The organism is Vibrio sp. GLN_1 (assembly GCF_043106015.1).
Classification (GTDB): domain Bacteria; phylum Pseudomonadota; class Gammaproteobacteria; order Enterobacterales; family Vibrionaceae; genus Vibrio; species Vibrio parahaemolyticus.
Genome location: NZ_JBICMD010000014.1, coordinates 470280 through 487574, shown reverse-complemented (window position 1 = coordinate 487574; position 17295 = coordinate 470280). Strand labels below are relative to the sequence as shown.

Sequence of the window (17295 nt, the reverse complement as noted above, 5' to 3'; positions counted from 1 at the left end):
ACCGATTTTGAATCAAGCCTAGGAAGAGTGATCACGTTTCGAATTCCTCATAAAAAGGTCAGAAAGCATAACATGAAGCCATAAGTTAAATAGGCGGCTATGAAAGAGCAAAAAATTTCACCTATCTCCGTTTTGGATCAAAGCCCAATGTTTGTCTCTGGGGTGATGCAACGGATGTATCGCAACCGAGCGCAAGCAGAGTTATGTCGTCAAAATCAGATGACCTTAGAGATGGCCAGTGCGTTGGCAGCGTTAGAAGAGTTTCAGCCAATGAGTCAACAAGCGTTAGCCGATGCCGTTTTGACCGAACGAAGCGTTGCAAAGCGCATGGTCGATAACTTGGAAAAACGTGGTTTTGTGTGCGTTTCGAAGAGTGAGGCGAACCAACGACTGAAAATGCTCAGTTTGACGAAAGAAGGTGAAGCAACGATAAAGAAAGTTCATCAAATAATGAGGAACTTGCAGCGCGAATTCTTCTCTTGTTTATCAGAAGATGAGTCGGCAGAGTTTTTTCGTTTGGTAAGGAAAATGACATTAGCCAATCATTCTTAAGCGTTTTCTCTGCGTTAAATCTAAGCCTTTTTGTAAAGCCTCAGCTATATTCTGAGGCTTTTTTATTTCATTTTTCAGATCAAACCGTACGATTTTAGAACCACAATACCGAACGTGCAGGTGACGGTTGAAAGCACTGTTGTCAAAGCAATAATGTTGGCTGCCAGTACCGCATTTCCTCCCATTGAGCGGGCCATGACGTAACTCGCTGCCGCAACGGGCGAGGCGTTCATGAAGAATAAAATCCCCAATTCAATACCTCGAAAACCAACAAAATACGCGCCTAACGTGATCAACACTGGGGCGACAATCAACTTGTAACTGCTTGCAAACCAAGACGGGCCTTTTTCCTTTCTCATCAAACTAAAATCCAACGACCCGCCTGTACATAACAATGCGAGCGGCAACGTCATTTTCGACAGATAGTTACCCGCATCAATGACTACATTTGGAACCGGAATCGACAACAAGTAGAAAAGCATACCTAAAACGATGGAGATGATAAGCGGGTTCTTCGTCAGTGTTCTTCCCATCATTTTTGCTGCTTGAGAGGCAGACGTAGCGCCTTTGGGTGATAGGCAGATCACCGCTTGAACGTTGTAGATAAAGGTGGTGATGGCGACATAAAGAGCAGCTAATGCGACACCCTGTGAACCATAAGCATTCGCAACGTATGCAATGCCGATAATGCCAGTGTTGGCGCGAAATCCACCTTGAATCAACACGCCCTGATCGGGAGAAGATTTAAACAGAACAGAAACGGACATGTAGGTGAAAATAAAAAACAGAATGCTCGCGACTACGCCGTAGTTGATGAAACCACTGGCGGCAGAAAAATCATGCTCAGAAGCCACAATACTGACAAACAACATGGCTGGCAGCGTGACCTTAAAAACCAGCTTAGAGCCAATTTCAATAAAGTTATCGTTGATGAGACCAAACCGTTTAAAGATAACGCCAAGCACCAACATTAAGCAGATGGGGCCGGTGATCGACAAAGAGAATTGCAACTGATGTAAAACAGAATCCATGTAAGTATCCGCAGCAAAAAAGAAAAAAGTCATTATTGTTTCGCTATTAAGCCACAAACTAGGGGGCGGGGAATAGGGAAGCGATGAAATTTTATTCTTATGTTGATTAGGATGTACGTTGCATTCCGATATGAGCCTAATATCTCAGTTTGACCAAGCTCGACTGGTCGAAGGTTGCATATATTGGTTTACTACTCCGACTTATCGCACTGGAGATAAAACAGAACTCCAGCGCCGACAAGTGAAATGAAGTTGAGCCGTGCTCATTCCTTGTGCGGTTCTGGTGGTGATAAATAGGAGTCCATCGATGAAAAGTAAACACAACAAAACCGTTCTATGTGCATTTGTTTCTGGTTCGGTATTTGGTGCTGTTCTCGTTATCGCAATGTCCTTGCCGATGTAATCGGGCAAATTTTCACACACTGCATTTTCTTCACATTGGGATTGAGCATTGTCTTAGTCCCTGTTAGCTTAAGACACATGAACTTATTCTTCACACCTTCATCATCATACTTTTTCTGGTGGCGCTCTATGTAGAGCGGCGCGGAATTCTTACATTCTTACGCTGCTGGAAGGTAGCGAAGAGTGTCTTGTCTTTTTATCTCCAGTAGCGATCTATTTTGACTAGGAGATAACCATGAACATCAAAGAAACGCATCAACCACGCGAAATCATTCTCACGGGGGACCGAGCTACAGGGCCTTTACACCTTGGTCATTACGTCGGTTCGTTACAACAGCGTGTGGCATTACAATCGGAGCATGACCAAACCATTCTGGTCGCCGATATGCAAGGCCTGACCGATAACGCGCACAATCCTTCAAAGGTATCTTCGAACATTCTAAACGTAGTCGCAGATTACCTTGCAGTTGGCATCGACCCCATTCAAACCACTATCTGTTTGCAATCTCAACTGCCAGCCCTCGCAGAATTGACGATGTATTACAGCAACTTAGTGTCCATTGCTCGCTTAGAGCGTAACCCAACCGTAAAAAATGAAATTCAAAGCAAAGGTTTTGAGCGTTCAATTCCTGCAGGGTTTCTGACTTACCCAATTTCTCAAGCAGCTGATATAACGGGTTTTCGCGCTACACTTGTTCCGGTTGGGGATGATCAATTACCAATGCTTGAGCAAACGAATGAAATCGTGAGAAAGATTAACCACCTTGGCGGACAAGAGATCCTAAAAGAGTGCCGTCCGTTGCTTAGCGATGCGCCACGTTTACCGAGTACTGATGGCAAAAATAAAATGTCGAAAAGCATGGGCAATGCCATTAACTTAGGGGCGACTGAAAAGGAAATCTCAGCTGCAGTAAAATCCATGTACACCGACCCAAGCCATTTGCGCATCGAAGATCCTGGTCAAGTAGAAGGCAACATTGTGTTCACTTATCTCGATGCTTTTCACTCTGACAAAGAGCATGTCGAGCAACTCAAAGCGCACTATCGCCGTGGCGGGCTAGGAGATGGAACCACGAAAAAAGTATTGGAAGAATGCCTTCAAGAAATGCTGCGTCCGATCAGAGAGAAACGGGCATTGTATTTGAACGACAAAGCGCAACTTATTGAGATTCTTAAACATGGCAGCCAAGTCTCTCGAGAAAAAACAGAACAAGTTTTGTCCGATGTTAAGAGTGTGTTTGGCTTGAACTTGTTCTGAAATAGGTTCGGGAACACAAAGTAAAAAGGCGCGAAAGCTAACCTGCTACGTGCCTTTTTTGTATGCGCACCTTATGAAGCAAAGAACTCGCGACGAAAATTCGCTATCTCTTGTTGATAGTAACGCTGCCAGTCAGATTCAGACCAACTCGAGTGGCTGGTGGCTCTTTGCGTTGCCAATCTGGATTCGAGCTGCTTTAGCTCGGTTTGATAACTGCGAACTTGCTGCTTTTGTTTTGCTATTTGTTGTTCACGAGTGCGGATTTGTTTTCTTTCTTGTTCAGACAGATAGTTTTTCTGCAACTCTTGAATCAAGGTTTGTCTCTCGATCCCTTTCATACTTACAGGGATCAGAGCCACCGCTCGTTCATATTTTGTTTGGTTGCTGTCTAACCCCAAGGCGTTTTCGTTCCCCTGCCATTCGGTGATTAAATCCTCGAATGCTTTCACGTAATCTTGAGCCGATACGGCGTCAAGTTGCTCGGCTTGTAAGCTGAAGTCGTAAAGTGCGAACTCATCGGCGAAAATCACCTCGGCGAGCTCTCCCCAAATCTTTCTCGCTTCGGATTTTAATCGTGCGACACGAGAGGCGAGCGGTTGCTGCTCATCAAACAACAAATTGCCAACGCTTTGCTGCCAAAGATCATCGAGTTGATGGTAGTTCGCTAACAAATTAAAACGCTCTGCAGACAAATCTATAGCTAGTTCATTAAGTTTGGATTCGCAATTGAGCTCGGACATACAGGTGTGCCAAAACGTCTCGATTTCTGCTTTCAATGCTCGACCTTTAGAGCGGTTTAGTCGCTCTGCAAGATCTTGAGTCTCAGTGGGCATGTTGTCTGATTTTGACTTGGACTTTTGTGTACTGCTTTGGCGCTGGGGTGGCGTCGAATCACTATCAACCAATGCGATTGATTTATCCTGCAACTCCGAAGAAAGCTGCGTTAATTGATCGCGCTCGTCGACATTGACTGAAAACCAAACTATGCCCGCCAAAACGGCGGACACAGTGATTAGTAAGCTAAGCTTCATGGCTTGATCACGGCGCTGACAGGGAAGTGATCCGACAGGTTGTAATGTTTCCACAACCCCTCTGCCGTTGAACGTGGAACATCAACGCGGTTGTCGTTAAACGATTTCACGCCATATTCGTTGCTCACCATGACGTAATCGAGGTATTCCACATTTTCGCCACCAGATAGCGCTTCGCCTGCGAAGTTATTGATACGAGGGTCGAACGTAGACGCTGTATAGCCAGAGTATTGAGGCTCCATCGCACTTAGGTTTGCGATCATCTGCTGGTAATCTCCAGGGAACTTCAGCTTGTTTACATTAAAGTCACCACTGTACACGACCGTTTCGTTGTTCGGAATGTTGAGAGACTGCGCCATAGTGCGCATTTGTTGAAATTGACGCTGACGATACTCACGCGCTGTATCAGTATCGAAAGATGCGGTATGTGTAGCAAAAACATGGTAGGCCTGACCACCTTTGATGATCTCTGCGTAGTTTACGCCTTTATCAGCGAAGCAATCGGTACCCGAACAATCTGGGAACACGTATTGTGCCTCGTTGACGATAGGGTAACGACTCACAATGATTACGCCTCCGTCGTAAACGTTGAAGCCATCTTTATCCAACATCTTCGTTTGGTATGGGTACTCTTTTGCAAGCTCACGTAAAAATGCATCACGACCACTAGCAAAAACCTCTTGCAATGCCAGTACGTCATAACCTTTTACGTAATCGGGGATTAGCTCGTAACGTTCACCAATATGCGACGCAATCGCAGGCAAAGCCCAAATGTTGTAAGTCATCAATTTGAGATTTTGCTCGTTGTTATCGACGGCTTCAGCCACTTTGCTTGGTGTGACGGTGTAGTACAAATCGTCATAACGCGCGGTGCTATCGGATTTAAACGCTAGCTCTGCGCTGCGAGAGCCAAACGCCTCGGTATTTGAACGATGAATCGTGCGATCGTCTTTTAATGCCAAGTTCACGTCGGCGGCTGACAAACCGTATTCAATGGTCGAGTTGTACCAATGTCCTTCCATGACTTGGTGGAGTGTAATGCTTTCACCTTGCGGGTTAGATACGACAGTTTCAAAGCGATAGTTCTGACCCGATTTCACTCCTTCCCACCGATTAAAACTCAGTACGGGCTTTGTTTCCCAAGGGCCTAATACTTCTACGTGTTGCTGCCATTCTTCTCCGTATTGCAGCAAATCACTGCCATTGTGTTTGACCTGAATGGTTAATGGTTGGTCTGAGTTATTGGTGAGGTATACGTCCGTATCAGCCAAGCTCGGCAATGCTACTAAAGTGCTCAGCAAAAGACTCCACTGCGAAAATTTCATCTTGTTTATCCATGATTTGTGTTAGAGCAATCATTCTTATTTATAAATGTTACTCGAGCGTTAAAGATGGATGACAGCTTATGGTTCGATGAAAATAGTTCGCTACTTGTGACCTTGGTTCTAACTGAGTTGTAAACAAAATGAAGTTACAGGCGCGGTTTATACAGACGGAGAGGTAGGTTGAAATGGTGAGATTTAAAACTAAAAAGCCAGACTCACATCTGGCTTTTTAGTGACGGTTTAGCACGGCTAAGCAGGTATACCACTGTGGAACTTGAAGTCTTCGTCGGGAGTTGAAATTAGCTCAGCTTCGATACGGCCGAAGTATGCAATACGCTCGCTGATATCTTTGCCTGCAATCTGCTCAGCCAGTACAAGGTAGTCTTGATAATGGCGTGCTTCAGAGCGGAGTAGGGAAACATAAAACTTCGCAATGTCTTCATCCATGTGCGGCGCAAGTTTGGCGAAACGTTCACATGAGCGAGCTTCGATGTAAGCGCCGATAATGAGCTTATCGATAAGCGTCTCGGGCTCATGAGTTTTCATGTGTGAAATCAGCGTTTTTGCGTAGCGGCTTGCGGGAATGTTTTTGTATTCCACGCCACGGCTCTCCATGATTTCCAGTACTTGATAGAAGTGATGTAATTCTTCTTTGATCAAGAGAACCATTTTATCGATCAGATCTTGGCTATACGGCGAATCCGATTTTGCCATGATGGCTTTCGAAATATTGCTCTTACCTTTTAATGTCTCTAATGAGCCGATTTTTCGGTAAGCGAAATCTTCATACGGTTTGAACCAGTCAAGTAAGGCATATGAACTGTCTTTATCTACTGCGTATTTGCGGATCAAGAACATGGCTGACTGACCTGCTTTTAGCTCGCACAGTAAGTGATCCAATAAAATGGTTTGCAAGTTTTCTGGTTTCTTTGCTTCTTCAACCCATTCGTTGGGTGTGCTGCATTGCAGAAATTGATTGATAGGAGCAAGAAGATCTTGATAGGCGTCGAGATTAATCATTTTATTTTTAGTACGTTACGTTCAAATTTGGTTCATCCAGAGCATGAGTAAAACGGAAATCTGGATAGAAAAAAGGCTGCAAACGCAGCCTTTAATCGGATAGGGCGAAAAGCTGGTGGGGATATTACCACTTTTTCTTCTCGCCGAAGAGTGCTTCCATGTCGTTGTCACGCTCTTTGTCTGCCATTTGCTGCATTTCTGCATCGCTTTTGTCTTGGCGTTTTTTGTCTAAGTCGCCAAGCATCTCTTCAAGCTTTTGTTTTGCTTGGATGGAGTACGGATCGCTTTTTGTACTCAGCGCATCGATACCTTTGCGAAGCAGTTGTAGCGCAGTGCCCGGTTGGCCGCGAGCAATGGAATCGTTCGCTCGCTTAATCACGTTTTCGATGTTGATGCGAATTTGCATCGTTTCCAAACGCGCATTTTCGGTTACGTAAGTCTGGGTGTCTAATCGGCCTTTGTTGTGCTCGTTTCGAACGGTGTCACGCAGGCGCTTAACCAGCTTAAGCATTACGATGGCTTGCTTATCGCTGCTTGGCATTTTGAAAGAGGTACTTTCACCAGTCGGACCGTTTTCTTTTAGCTGTCCGATTTGCTGCTTCATATTCTCTATGCGTTGAGTGAGCTGCTTATTTTTCGGGTCAAGCTCATGCATGCTTTCTAGTGCATCAAGAATACGATTGTTTAGGCACAGCAGAAGCTCCTTACTAAAAGGAATATGGTGTGCGTGACCAATCAGTTCTTCAGTGCCATCAATAAGTGCAACATAGCGTGCCGATTCCTGCCTTTTGGCGGTTTCAACTTTAACCTTGTATTGCAACATGATGTTATAGCCTAGGATTAATACCAGTAGGATGGCTACCAAAGCGATTATTAAACCAATATTCATATCTTTGCGTCTGCTTTTACTTTTCTACGGCTAGCGTTCAAGAATACATGAATCTTATCTTACTCGGCACCTTATTTGTTTGATTATTTTGCCTCACCCACGTTTTCGTTACTGATAGAACCAACATCACTAAAATCGATGTTTTTATAAGCTCAACATTGTGCATATTGTTTCTCTGCTTAAGGTTATCAGCTATATGTTAGAAATTACTGTTCATTTCGTTGTGATCGCGTTATAACTAATCATTATATCGCTCGTAAGAGCGGTCAATTTAGTTATGACATTATTATCTCGTGAATGAGTAAGGGATTACGATGAAACTGCAGCAGCTGAAGTACATTGTTGAGGTTGTGAACCATAACCTAAACGTTTCTGCGACGGCAGAGAGTTTATACACCTCTCAGCCTGGTATTAGTAAGCAGGTTCGTTTACTAGAGGATGAGCTGGGAATCCAGATCTTCGAACGAAGTGGTAAACATTTAACGCAAGTGACACCAGCAGGTGAAGAGATAGTACGTATTTCCCAAGAAATCCTTGCTCGTGTTGAGAGCATCAAAGCGGTAGCGGGCGAGCATACTCACCCTGAAATGGGCACGTTAAATATTTCAACAACCCATACTCAAGCGCGCTATGCATTGCCCGATGTCATCAAAGGTTTTACGGCACGTTACCCGAAAGTGTCTTTGCACATGCATCAAGGTACGCCTTCTCAAATGTCTGAAGCGATTGCAAAAGGTACAGCCAACTTTGCGATTGCGACAGAAGCTCTCCATCTTTACCAAGATGCTATCATGTTGCCTTGTTACCACTGGAATCGCTCTATTGTGGTGCCAAAAGATCATCCGTTGGCGAAGAAAGACTTAGTTACTATTCACGATTTAGCTGCTTATCCTTTGGTGACTTATGTGTTTGGATTTACTGGTCGCTCTGAGTTAGATACCGCTTTCAACCGTGAAGGTTTGACGCCGCGAGTCGTGTTCACTGCAACCGATGCGGATGTGATTAAAACGTATGTGCGCATGGGTATCGGTGTTGGTGTGATTGCGAGCATGGCCGTCGATGAAGAGCAAGACCGCGATTTAGTTGCTATTGATGCGAGCCATTTGTTTGGTGCAAGTACAACAAGTATTGGTTTCCGCCGTGGCACGTTCCTGCGTTCTTACATGTTTGACTTTATGGAGCGTTTCGCACCGCACTTAACGCGCCCTGTTGTAGAACAGGCGATTTCTCTTAAGTCGAATGCTGAAATTGAAGAGATGTTTAAAGACATCGAGCTTCCGGTAAGATAACACTTCATTCAAGTTACGATTCCCCCTACAATCCATCCCAAATTGTAGGGGGAGCTATGCAAACGCAATTTCAATTTATTAATGACTGCTTAATTGAGCATCAACCATTATGGCGATTCGAGCCATTTCAAAGCAGCATCCAACCATCATTACCTTGGCAGGAAACGCACCCTCAGCTTTGCCAATGGTTAGAATCGCTTTCTCCCTCACAAATAGAAAATCTCAAAGCTGACTCAGACCTTGCGTTGGATGAAATCAGTGTGTTTTTGCCAGATTTACCATCCTTACTTAGGCATACACAGTTAGAGTCGATGGCATTAGATGGCCTAGCGCTAGAAAGAGGGTTAGACAGTGGAATCCCAGGGCGCAAGTTAGAACAGATCACAGCGATGGGGGAGGCAGCGATTCAATCTCATCAAGGTGAGGAATGGTTAGAGTGGTGCTCGGGTAAAGGATACTTAGGTCGGATCTTAACCACGCAAACCGATCAACCAGTGACCAGTTTTGAATATCAACAAGCGTTATGCGACTCCGGCCAACAAGCCGCGAATGAACATCATTGGAAAATGACCTTTATCCAAGGTGACGCGTTTGATCCTCAAACCAAGGCAGTATTCAAACCCACGCAACATGCTGTCGCACTGCATGCTTGTGGTGACCTTCATGTCCGGTTGATGGAATATGGAAGTGAAGCCGGCATCGCGGCGATGACGATTTCACCTTGCTGTTATCATTTGATTCAAAGCGAGACGTACCAAGCGTTATCCCAATCAGTACGAGCGTCTGAACTCATTTTGTCTAAGCATGAACTGCGCATTCCATTGCAACAGACGGTGACAGGCGGTGAACGTGTGCGTCGCCATCGTCAACAAGAGATGGTATTCAGGCTTGGTTTTGATTTACTGACACGTGAGATTTTGGGAGTTGATGAGTATCAACCCGTGCCAAGCATTCGAAAATCACAGTTAAGTGATGGTTTTGAGGCATTGTGTCTCTGGGCTGCGAAAGAAAAAGGTATCGAGATTAACCAAGCGATTGACTTTGCCGAGTTTGAAAAGCGGGCAATAAAACGTTTTTGGCATATGGAAAGAATGAGCTTAGTGCAACTGGTTTTTCAGCGACCTTTGGAGATCTGGCTCGCATTAGACAAAGTGCTTTATCTTGAAGGACGTGGTTATCGTGTTAGATTGGCAGAGTTTTGCCCTAAATCAGTTACGCCGAGAAATATTTTAATTTGTGCATATAAGAATTAGTTATTTTTTATATCTAAATCGACTATATGAAAAAGCCCACTTTATTGTGGGCTTTTGTAAACAAAACGTGACAAAATTGCTTAATTTTGTTGTTAGTTGAACATGGCGATAGCTTGTTCAGGATCTACATATTCAAGGTCAAAGCTTTCTGCGACTTCTTTACAAGTGACTTTACCGTGAATCACGTTTAGACCTTCTAGGAAGCCTTTGTCTTCCAGAAGAGCTTGTTGATAGCCTTTGTTTGCAAGTTTCACAATGTAAGGGAGAGTGGCATTGTTCAATGCGAAAGTTGAAGTACGTGCAACTGCACCAGGCATGTTTGCTACACAGTAGTGAACGACATCATCAACCACGTAAGTAGGCTCGGCGTGTGTTGTCGCGTGAGATGTTTCGAAACAACCACCTTGGTCGATAGCTACGTCAACGATTGCTGCGCCTGGCTTCATCTTAGCAATATGCTCTTTTGTTACCAGTTTCGGAGCTGCCGCGCCTGGGATTAGAACTGCACCAATAACAAGGTCTGCTTCTAGAACATGCTTCTCGATAGCGTCTTCTGTAGAATAAATGACTTTCGCTTGGCCTTGGAATTCTTCATCCAGTTTACGCAGAGTGTCTACGTTGCGGTCAAGAATTGTTACGTCTGCGCGAAGGCCAACAGCCATACGAGCTGCGTTTGCACCAACGACACCACCACCAACGATAACGACTTTAGCAGGCTCAACACCAGGTACGCCGCCAAGAAGTAAACCACGACCACCGTGTGATTTTTCTAACGTTTGCGCACCCGCTTGGATAGACATCCGACCTGCCACTTCTGACATTGGTGCTAACAGTGGCAAACGACCCATATTATCTGTTACAGTCTCATAGGCTATACAGACAGCTTTGCTCTTGATTAGCTCATCAGTTTGTGGAAAATCTGGTGCTAGGTGTAAATAAGTAAATAAAATTTGCCCTTCGCGGAGCATTGCTCTCTCAACTGCTTGGGGTTCTTTTACTTTTACTATCATGTCTGCTTGCGCGAAAACGTCTGCAGCATGAGGGAGAATGGATGCGCCGACGGCGATGTAATCATCGTCTGAAAAACCAATGCCGGCACCTGCATTGGTCTCAACTAAAACTTGGTGGCCATGTGAGATGAGTTCTCTCACGCTAGCAGGGATCATACCCACACGGTATTCGTGGTTCTTGATTTCCTTAGGTACGCCAATGATCATCCTGTATCCTCTTTCTATAATGGTTGTAAAAACTATTTGTAGGGTGTTATTGTCGAATTTGTAACTAGTATAGTTATAGGTTTGTAAAATTTGGCACCAAATATTAAAAAGTTGTAGTATATTTTTTTGCAAGGAAGTAATAAGGTGGAATAAAAAATGGCAGACAACTATAAAAAGCCGTCCAAGGAACTAGACCGTATCGACCGCAACATTCTTAATGAACTGCAGAAAGACGGTCGTATTTCAAACGTTGAGCTTTCAAAACGTGTAGGACTTTCTCCAACGCCATGTTTGGAGCGTGTGCGTCGCTTAGAGCGTCAAGGCTACATCACAGGATATACTGCGCTACTTAATCCGCAGTTCCTAGATGCATCACTACTGGTATTCGTTGAGATTACGTTAAACCGTGGTGCGCCAGATGTGTTTGAACAGTTTAACTCAGCTGTTCAAAAGCTAGACGACATTCAAGAGTGTCATCTAGTTTCAGGTGACTTTGACTATCTTCTAAAGACCCGTGTATCTGATATGGGTGCTTACCGTCGACTACTTGGCGATACGTTACTACGTCTACCTGGCGTAAATGACACTCGCACCTACGTAGTTATGGAAGAAGTGAAACAATCTAACCAGCTTGTGATTAAAACTCGTTAATTTCTTGCAAAGAAAGCGGTATATGCTTCCGCTTTCGCCATAGAGTAATTGGGTTTTTCTCTTTGATATGGTTAAATCAATTTACCGAGCGGCTTGATGCCGCTCGGAATGTTTTGCAAATTCCTATTTCATTTCCATATTCAAGTTGATTTATGTTCAAAGAGAACGCAAAGAAAGTCGAAACCATCATTAAAACCAGTGAAGAGCCTCAGTCTTCACGCTTAAATGGCTTCCAACGCTTAAAAGAGTGCTGCTTTATCGTTGGCGTTCTTAGCTCGGTATTGCTCGCTGTAGCACTATTTACCTTTAGTCCAGCTGATCCATCTTGGTCCCAAACTGCATGGGGGGGGGAGATCGATAACGCTGGTGGCCTGTTTGGCGCATGGCTTGCCGACACTCTATTTTTCACTTTTGGCTCTCTCGCCTATCCGATTCCTTTCCTACTGGCTGCCGCTGCGTGGGTGATTTGTCGTAAGCGAGGGGAAGATGAGCCAATTGATTTTATGCTGTGGGGAACCCGTTTACTGGGCCTAACTGTTCTTATCATGACCAGTTGCGGCCTTGCCGATATTAACTTCGATGATATTTGGTACTTCTCATCGGGCGGTGTAGTAGGCGATGTTCTATCAAGCCTTGCTTTGCCGACGTTGAATGTACTGGGTACAACACTCGTCCTTCTATTTCTGTGGGGGGCTGGTTTTACTCTGTTTACGGGGATTTCTTGGCTGAACATCGTCGAATGGCTTGGTGATCGCTCGTTAGCGGTATTGGCTGCCATCGCGAATAAGTTCAGAGGTTCAGAACAAGAGACGCTAGAGCCTCAGCTTGATGAGTTTGTTGAGGATAAAGTATCAACAAAACACGTTGAAGACGATCAACAAGACGACGAGACGCTTCCTCACTTAACGGCTTACGAAGTTGAAGAGCCAAAAGAGAAAGCGGCAGTACACGAATATCCTATATATATGCCGCAAGCCAAATCAGAAACGTCTACGGTAAAACCGACGCCAGAGCCCCAAACTCAACGAGTTGCGGCAGTAAATGCGACGCCAACGTATGTTGAACCAGAACCACAACTTAAAGCGGTCAGCACAGATAACGTGGATCCAATGGTTGAGCGTACCAAGCAGCTGAATGTAACCATCGAAGAGTTGGAAGCTGCAGCGCAGCAAGCAGATGATTGGGCGTCAGAAGAACAAACAAGCCAATCTTATGCGGATACAAACGCAGTCTATCAAGAACAGGTGCAAGCCAAGCATGAAGAGGTTGTTGAACACGATACGCCTCAACGAGAATCAAGCTATGAAGAGTATGAACAGTTTGCTGCTCAGCAAGAACAGCAACTCCATGTGGAACCAACGCCACACGAAGAACCTGTTATTGACACTCGTGCACTTGATGACATTACCGACCACGCTGAGCCAAGTGAACATATTGAACCAACCATCTCTGATTTTGATGTAGTAGATGAAGAGGAGGCATATGTTGCTCCTCAACCTCAGTCGCGTTCACCAGAGCCTCAACCTATGGTTCAACCACAATCGGTTTCTCAAATTCAACCAGAACAGACACCAGAGCCGAGTGTAGCGTTTGAACCAGCGCCACAAGAAGTTGAGGTTGAGGAAGTGCAAGATGGCGATCAAGATGTTGCCGCATTCCAAAGCATGGTATCCAGCGCGCAAGCAAAAGTTGCCGCGACGCAAAACCCATTCTTGATGAAGCAAGAGCAGAATTTACCAGTGCCAGAAGAGCCGCTGCCAACACTTGAATTGCTTTACCATCCGGAAAAACGTGAAAACTTCATCGATCGTGAAGCGCTTGAGCAAGTCGCGCGTTTAGTCGAAAGCAAGCTTGCAGACTACAAAATTAAAGCTGACGTGGTCGGCATTTACCCAGGCCCAGTCATCACTCGATTCGAGCTCGATTTGGCGCCAGGTGTGAAAGTAAGTCGAATTTCTGGTCTGTCTATGGACTTGGCGCGTGCTCTATCGGCGATGGCGGTACGCGTTGTAGAGGTGATTCCAGGCAAACCTTATGTCGGTCTTGAGTTGCCAAACATGAGTCGTCAGACGGTTTATCTATCAGACGTCATCAGCAGCCCTCAATTTGAGCAAGCTAAATCGCCAACGACGGTGGTACTTGGTCAAGATATCGCGGGTGAAGCTGTCATTGCTGACATCGCTAAAATGCCTCACGTACTTGTTGCGGGTACGACAGGTTCAGGTAAGTCGGTCGGTGTAAACGTCATGATCTTGAGTATGCTCTACAAAGCTTCTCCAGAAGATCTACGCTTCATTATGATCGACCCGAAAATGTTGGAGCTTTCTATTTACGAAGGTATCCCTCATCTTCTTGCCGAAGTTGTTACGGATATGAAAGACGCATCCAATGCTCTACGTTGGTGTGTGGGTGAAATGGAACGCCGTTATAAACTGATGTCGGCACTGGGTGTGCGTAACGTGAAAGGCTTTAACGAGAAGTTGAAGATGGCAGCAGAAGCCGGCCACCCAATTCACGATCCATTCTGGCAAGAAGGCGACAGTATGGATACAGAACCGCCGTTGCTTGAGAAATTGCCATATATCGTCGTTGTTGTTGACGAATTTGCCGACCTTATGATGGTTGTGGGTAAAAAGGTTGAAGAACTGATTGCTCGTTTGGCTCAGAAAGCGCGTGCGGCTGGTATTCACTTGATTCTTGCAACTCAGCGTCCATCGGTTGACGTTATTACAGGTCTGATTAAAGCAAACATTCCAACACGCGTGGCGTTTACTGTATCAACGAAGACGGACTCGCGTACTATCCTTGACCAAGGCGGCGCGGAATCGCTACTTGGTATGGGTGACATGCTGTACTTGCCTCCAGGTTCTAGCCATACGATTCGTGTTCACGGCGCATTTGCGTCGGATGATGATGTACATGCTGTGGTGAACAACTGGAAGGCGCGAGGTAAGCCAAACTACATCGATGAAATCATCAGTGGTGAGCAAGGCCCAGAAAGTTTGCTTCCGGGCGAACAAATGGAATCAGATGAAGAGATGGATCCATTGTTTGATCAGGTGGTTGAGCACGTGGTTCAGTCGCGCCGTGGTTCGGTTTCTGGCGTGCAGCGTCGATTCAAAATCGGTTATAACCGTGCCGCACGAATTGTCGAGCAGCTTGAGGCTCAAGGCATCGTGAGTGCGCCGGGTCACAATGGTAACCGTGAAGTCTTGGCTCCTGCGCCACCAAAAGATTAATGAACTTGTTTTACTCACCTTAGTCCAACTGAGGTGAGTAACTTTAGGTCTTTGACCCTCTGATAGGTATCTGAATGAAAAAACGATTTTCAGCGAAACTTTTCTCAGCGCTAGTTTTAAGCATTTCTTTCTTCTCTGCTGCAAATGCAGCCTCTCCAAAAGATGAACTGAACAAACGCCTCGCGATGAATGAAGGCTTCAGTGCCGATTTCTCTCAGCAAGTGATCAGCCCAGAAGGGGAAACGGTCATGGAAGGGGAAGGCACGGTTGAAATCGCTCGTCCAAGCCTTTTCCGTTGGAGCACGACATTCCCAGATGAGAACTTGTTGGTTTCAGACGGTAAAACTTTGTGGTACTACAGCCCGTTTATTGAGCAAGTCAGCATTTACTGGCAAGAGCAAGCGACCGAGCAAACACCATTTGTACTCTTAACTCGCAACAGAGCAAGTGATTGGGATAATTATAAGATCTCCCAGAAAGGGAATGAATTTACGCTTATCCCAACCGCAGTAGACTCTACTCAAGGTCAGTTCCAGATCAATATTGACGCGAAAGGCGTAGTGAAAGGCTTTAACGTCATCGAGCAAGATGGTCAGAAAGGGCTCTTTACATTCAGTAATGTTAAGCTTGGCAAACCAAAAGCAGACAGATTTACGTTCACAGTTCCAAAAGGCGTGGAAGTGGACGATCAAAGGAATTAATAGGTAGTGAGTAATTACACATTAGATTTCTCGGGGGACGAAGATTTTCGTCCCCTTGCTGCTCGTATGAGACCGCAAACTATTGAGCAGTACATCGGTCAGCAACACATTCTTGGCCCGGGTAAACCCCTGCGTCGCGCGTTAGAGGCTGGCCATGTCCACTCAATGATCCTTTGGGGGCCTCCTGGTACAGGTAAAACCACGTTAGCGGAAGTCGCTGCTAATTACGCCAATGCGGAAGTTGAACGTGTGTCTGCGGTGACGTCCGGTGTGAAAGAGATTCGTGCTGCAATCGAAAAAGCGCGCGAGAACAAAATGGCGGGTCGCCGCACCATCTTGTTTGTGGATGAGGTCCATCGCTTCAACAAATCGCAACAAGATGCGTTCTTACCACATATTGAAGATGGAACCGTAACGTTTATTGGCGCAACGACAGAGAACCCGTCTTTCGAACTGAACAACGCATTGTTGTCTCGTGCTCGAGTCTACAAGCTGACTTCACTGGATAAAGAAGAGATCTCACTCGCACTAAATCAAGCGATTAACGACAAAGAACGAGGCCTGGGCGATACGCCAGCGAACTTTGCTGATAATGTGTTAGACCGTCTAGCCGAGTTGGTGAACGGCGATGCTCGCATGTCGCTTAACTACCTTGAACTTCTCTACGATATGGCAGAGGACAATGCGCAGGGTGAAAAAGAGATAACACTCAAACTGCTTGCTGAAGTAGCCGGGGAGAAAGTCTCTCGCTTCGATAATAAAGGCGACATTTGGTACGATTTGATCTCCGCTGTGCACAAATCTATTCGTGGATCAAACCCAGATGCCGCTTTGTATTGGGCTGCTCGTATGATAGCTGCAGGTTGTGATCCACTTTACATTGCCCGTCGATTACTTGCGATAGCATCGGAAGATGTCGGCAATGCGGACCCTAGAGCCATGCAAGTTGCACTCTCCGCGTGGGACTGTTTTACACGCGTTGGTCCAGCAGAGGGTGAGCGTGCGATTGCTCAAGCAATTGTTTATCTCGCGTGCGCTCCAAAGAGTAATGCCGTTTATGTTGCTTGGAAACAAGCGCTCACTGACGCACATAACTTGCCTGAATATGAAGTGCCGCATCACTTGCGTAATGCACCCACCAGTCTGATGAAAGACATGGGCTATGGCGCAGAATATCGATATGCTCACGACGAGCCGGGTGCTTATGCAGCGGGTGAGCAATATTTGCCACCAGAAATGGCGGATCGTAAGTACTATCAGCCGACAAATCGCGGTCTAGAAACCAAAATCGGCGAAAAGTTAGATTACTTGGCTAAATTAGACGCAAATAGCCAACAAAAGCGCTATGAAAAGTAGGCGTTTTTGGATACATTTGTTCAGTAAATTTTTTTAACGCGTACGCTTGGAAAGTGCGCGTGATTTCACAACAAAAAGCAT

General features: G+C 45.5%; 14 protein-coding genes. 8 read left to right on the top strand and 6 right to left on the bottom strand.

What is annotated here, in order from left to right; genetic code table 11:
* The first annotated feature begins 99 nt into the window (after window positions 1-99).
* Window positions 100-552: a MarR family winged helix-turn-helix transcriptional regulator gene (locus tag ACF8OV_RS07115; RefSeq protein WP_015296501.1), complete on the top strand. Its 453-nt coding sequence runs from the start codon at window positions 100-102 to the stop codon at window positions 550-552.
* A 74-nt stretch (window positions 553-626) separates the two neighbouring features.
* Here ACF8OV_RS07115 and ACF8OV_RS07110 read toward each other — a convergent pair whose 3' ends face one another.
* Window positions 627-1583, bottom strand: coding sequence for an AEC family transporter (locus tag ACF8OV_RS07110; protein ID WP_021449307.1), 957 nt, complete (start codon window positions 1581-1583; stop codon window positions 627-629).
* Window positions 1584-2220: 637 nt separating this feature from the next.
* On the opposite strand from ACF8OV_RS07110, the gene trpS reads away from it, so the two are divergent.
* The gene (trpS, locus tag ACF8OV_RS07105) at window positions 2221-3243 is read left to right on the top strand and encodes a tryptophan--tRNA ligase (RefSeq protein ID WP_053805650.1); all 1023 of its coding nucleotides are present in this window, start codon (window positions 2221-2223) and stop codon (window positions 3241-3243) included.
* 71 nt (window positions 3244-3314) lie between these two features.
* Here trpS and ACF8OV_RS07100 read toward each other — a convergent pair whose 3' ends face one another.
* The 4 genes from ACF8OV_RS07100 to ACF8OV_RS07085 form a co-directional block, all read right to left on the bottom strand.
* A complete protein-coding gene (locus ACF8OV_RS07100; RefSeq protein ID WP_203502855.1) occupies window positions 3315-4274 on the bottom strand; it encodes a chromosome partitioning protein ParA in 960 nt (319 codons plus the stop codon).
* A complete protein-coding gene (locus ACF8OV_RS07095) occupies window positions 4271-5599 on the bottom strand; it encodes a sphingomyelin phosphodiesterase (RefSeq protein WP_042772982.1) in 1329 nt (442 codons plus the stop codon). Before ACF8OV_RS07095 ends, ACF8OV_RS07100 begins: the two co-directional genes overlap by 4 nt.
* Before the next feature lie 249 nt (window positions 5600-5848).
* Window positions 5849-6619, bottom strand: a complete 771-nt coding sequence (locus tag ACF8OV_RS07090) for a tRNA isopentenyl-2-thiomethyl-A-37 hydroxylase MiaE (protein ID WP_203502853.1) — start codon at window positions 6617-6619, stop codon at window positions 5849-5851.
* A gap of 124 nt (window positions 6620-6743) precedes the next feature.
* Window positions 6744-7508 (bottom strand): hypothetical protein, encoded by a 765-nt coding sequence (locus tag ACF8OV_RS07085; protein ID WP_005459911.1) that lies wholly within the window; start codon window positions 7506-7508, stop codon window positions 6744-6746.
* 314 nt (window positions 7509-7822) lie between these two features.
* Between ACF8OV_RS07085 and cysB the strand changes: the two genes are divergently transcribed.
* On the top strand, window positions 7823-8797 hold the full coding sequence (gene cysB, locus ACF8OV_RS07080; RefSeq protein WP_005459882.1) for an HTH-type transcriptional regulator CysB: 975 nt from the start codon (window positions 7823-7825) through the stop codon (window positions 8795-8797).
* Between the two features lie 56 nt (window positions 8798-8853).
* Window positions 8854-10050: a methyltransferase gene (locus tag ACF8OV_RS07075; RefSeq protein ID WP_203502851.1), complete on the top strand. Its 1197-nt coding sequence runs from the start codon at window positions 8854-8856 to the stop codon at window positions 10048-10050.
* 92 nt (window positions 10051-10142) lie between these two features.
* Here ACF8OV_RS07075 and ald read toward each other — a convergent pair whose 3' ends face one another.
* On the bottom strand, window positions 10143-11267 hold the full coding sequence (ald, locus tag ACF8OV_RS07070; protein ID WP_005459904.1) for an alanine dehydrogenase: 1125 nt from the start codon (window positions 11265-11267) through the stop codon (window positions 10143-10145).
* A gap of 156 nt (window positions 11268-11423) precedes the next feature.
* Here ald and lrp point away from each other — a divergent pair, with 156 nt between their 5' ends.
* The 4 genes from lrp (at window position 11424) to ACF8OV_RS07050 (ending at window position 17214) form a co-directional block, all read left to right on the top strand.
* Window positions 11424-11918 carry a leucine-responsive transcriptional regulator Lrp gene (gene lrp, locus ACF8OV_RS07065; protein WP_005378234.1) on the top strand — a complete coding sequence of 165 codons (495 nt, stop codon included), beginning with the start codon at window positions 11424-11426 and terminating at the stop codon, window positions 11916-11918.
* 152 nt (window positions 11919-12070) lie between these two features.
* Window positions 12071-15157 (top strand): DNA translocase FtsK, encoded by a 3087-nt coding sequence (locus ACF8OV_RS07060; RefSeq protein ID WP_203502849.1) that lies wholly within the window; start codon window positions 12071-12073, stop codon window positions 15155-15157.
* A gap of 74 nt (window positions 15158-15231) precedes the next feature.
* Window positions 15232-15858, top strand: coding sequence for an outer membrane lipoprotein chaperone LolA (lolA, locus tag ACF8OV_RS07055; protein ID WP_005460060.1), 627 nt, complete (start codon window positions 15232-15234; stop codon window positions 15856-15858).
* A 66-nt stretch (window positions 15859-15924) separates the two neighbouring features.
* Window positions 15925-17214 carry a replication-associated recombination protein A gene (locus ACF8OV_RS07050; protein WP_021447448.1) on the top strand — a complete coding sequence of 430 codons (1290 nt, stop codon included), beginning with the start codon at window positions 15925-15927 and terminating at the stop codon, window positions 17212-17214.
* Window positions 17215-17295: the final 81 nt, after the last annotated feature.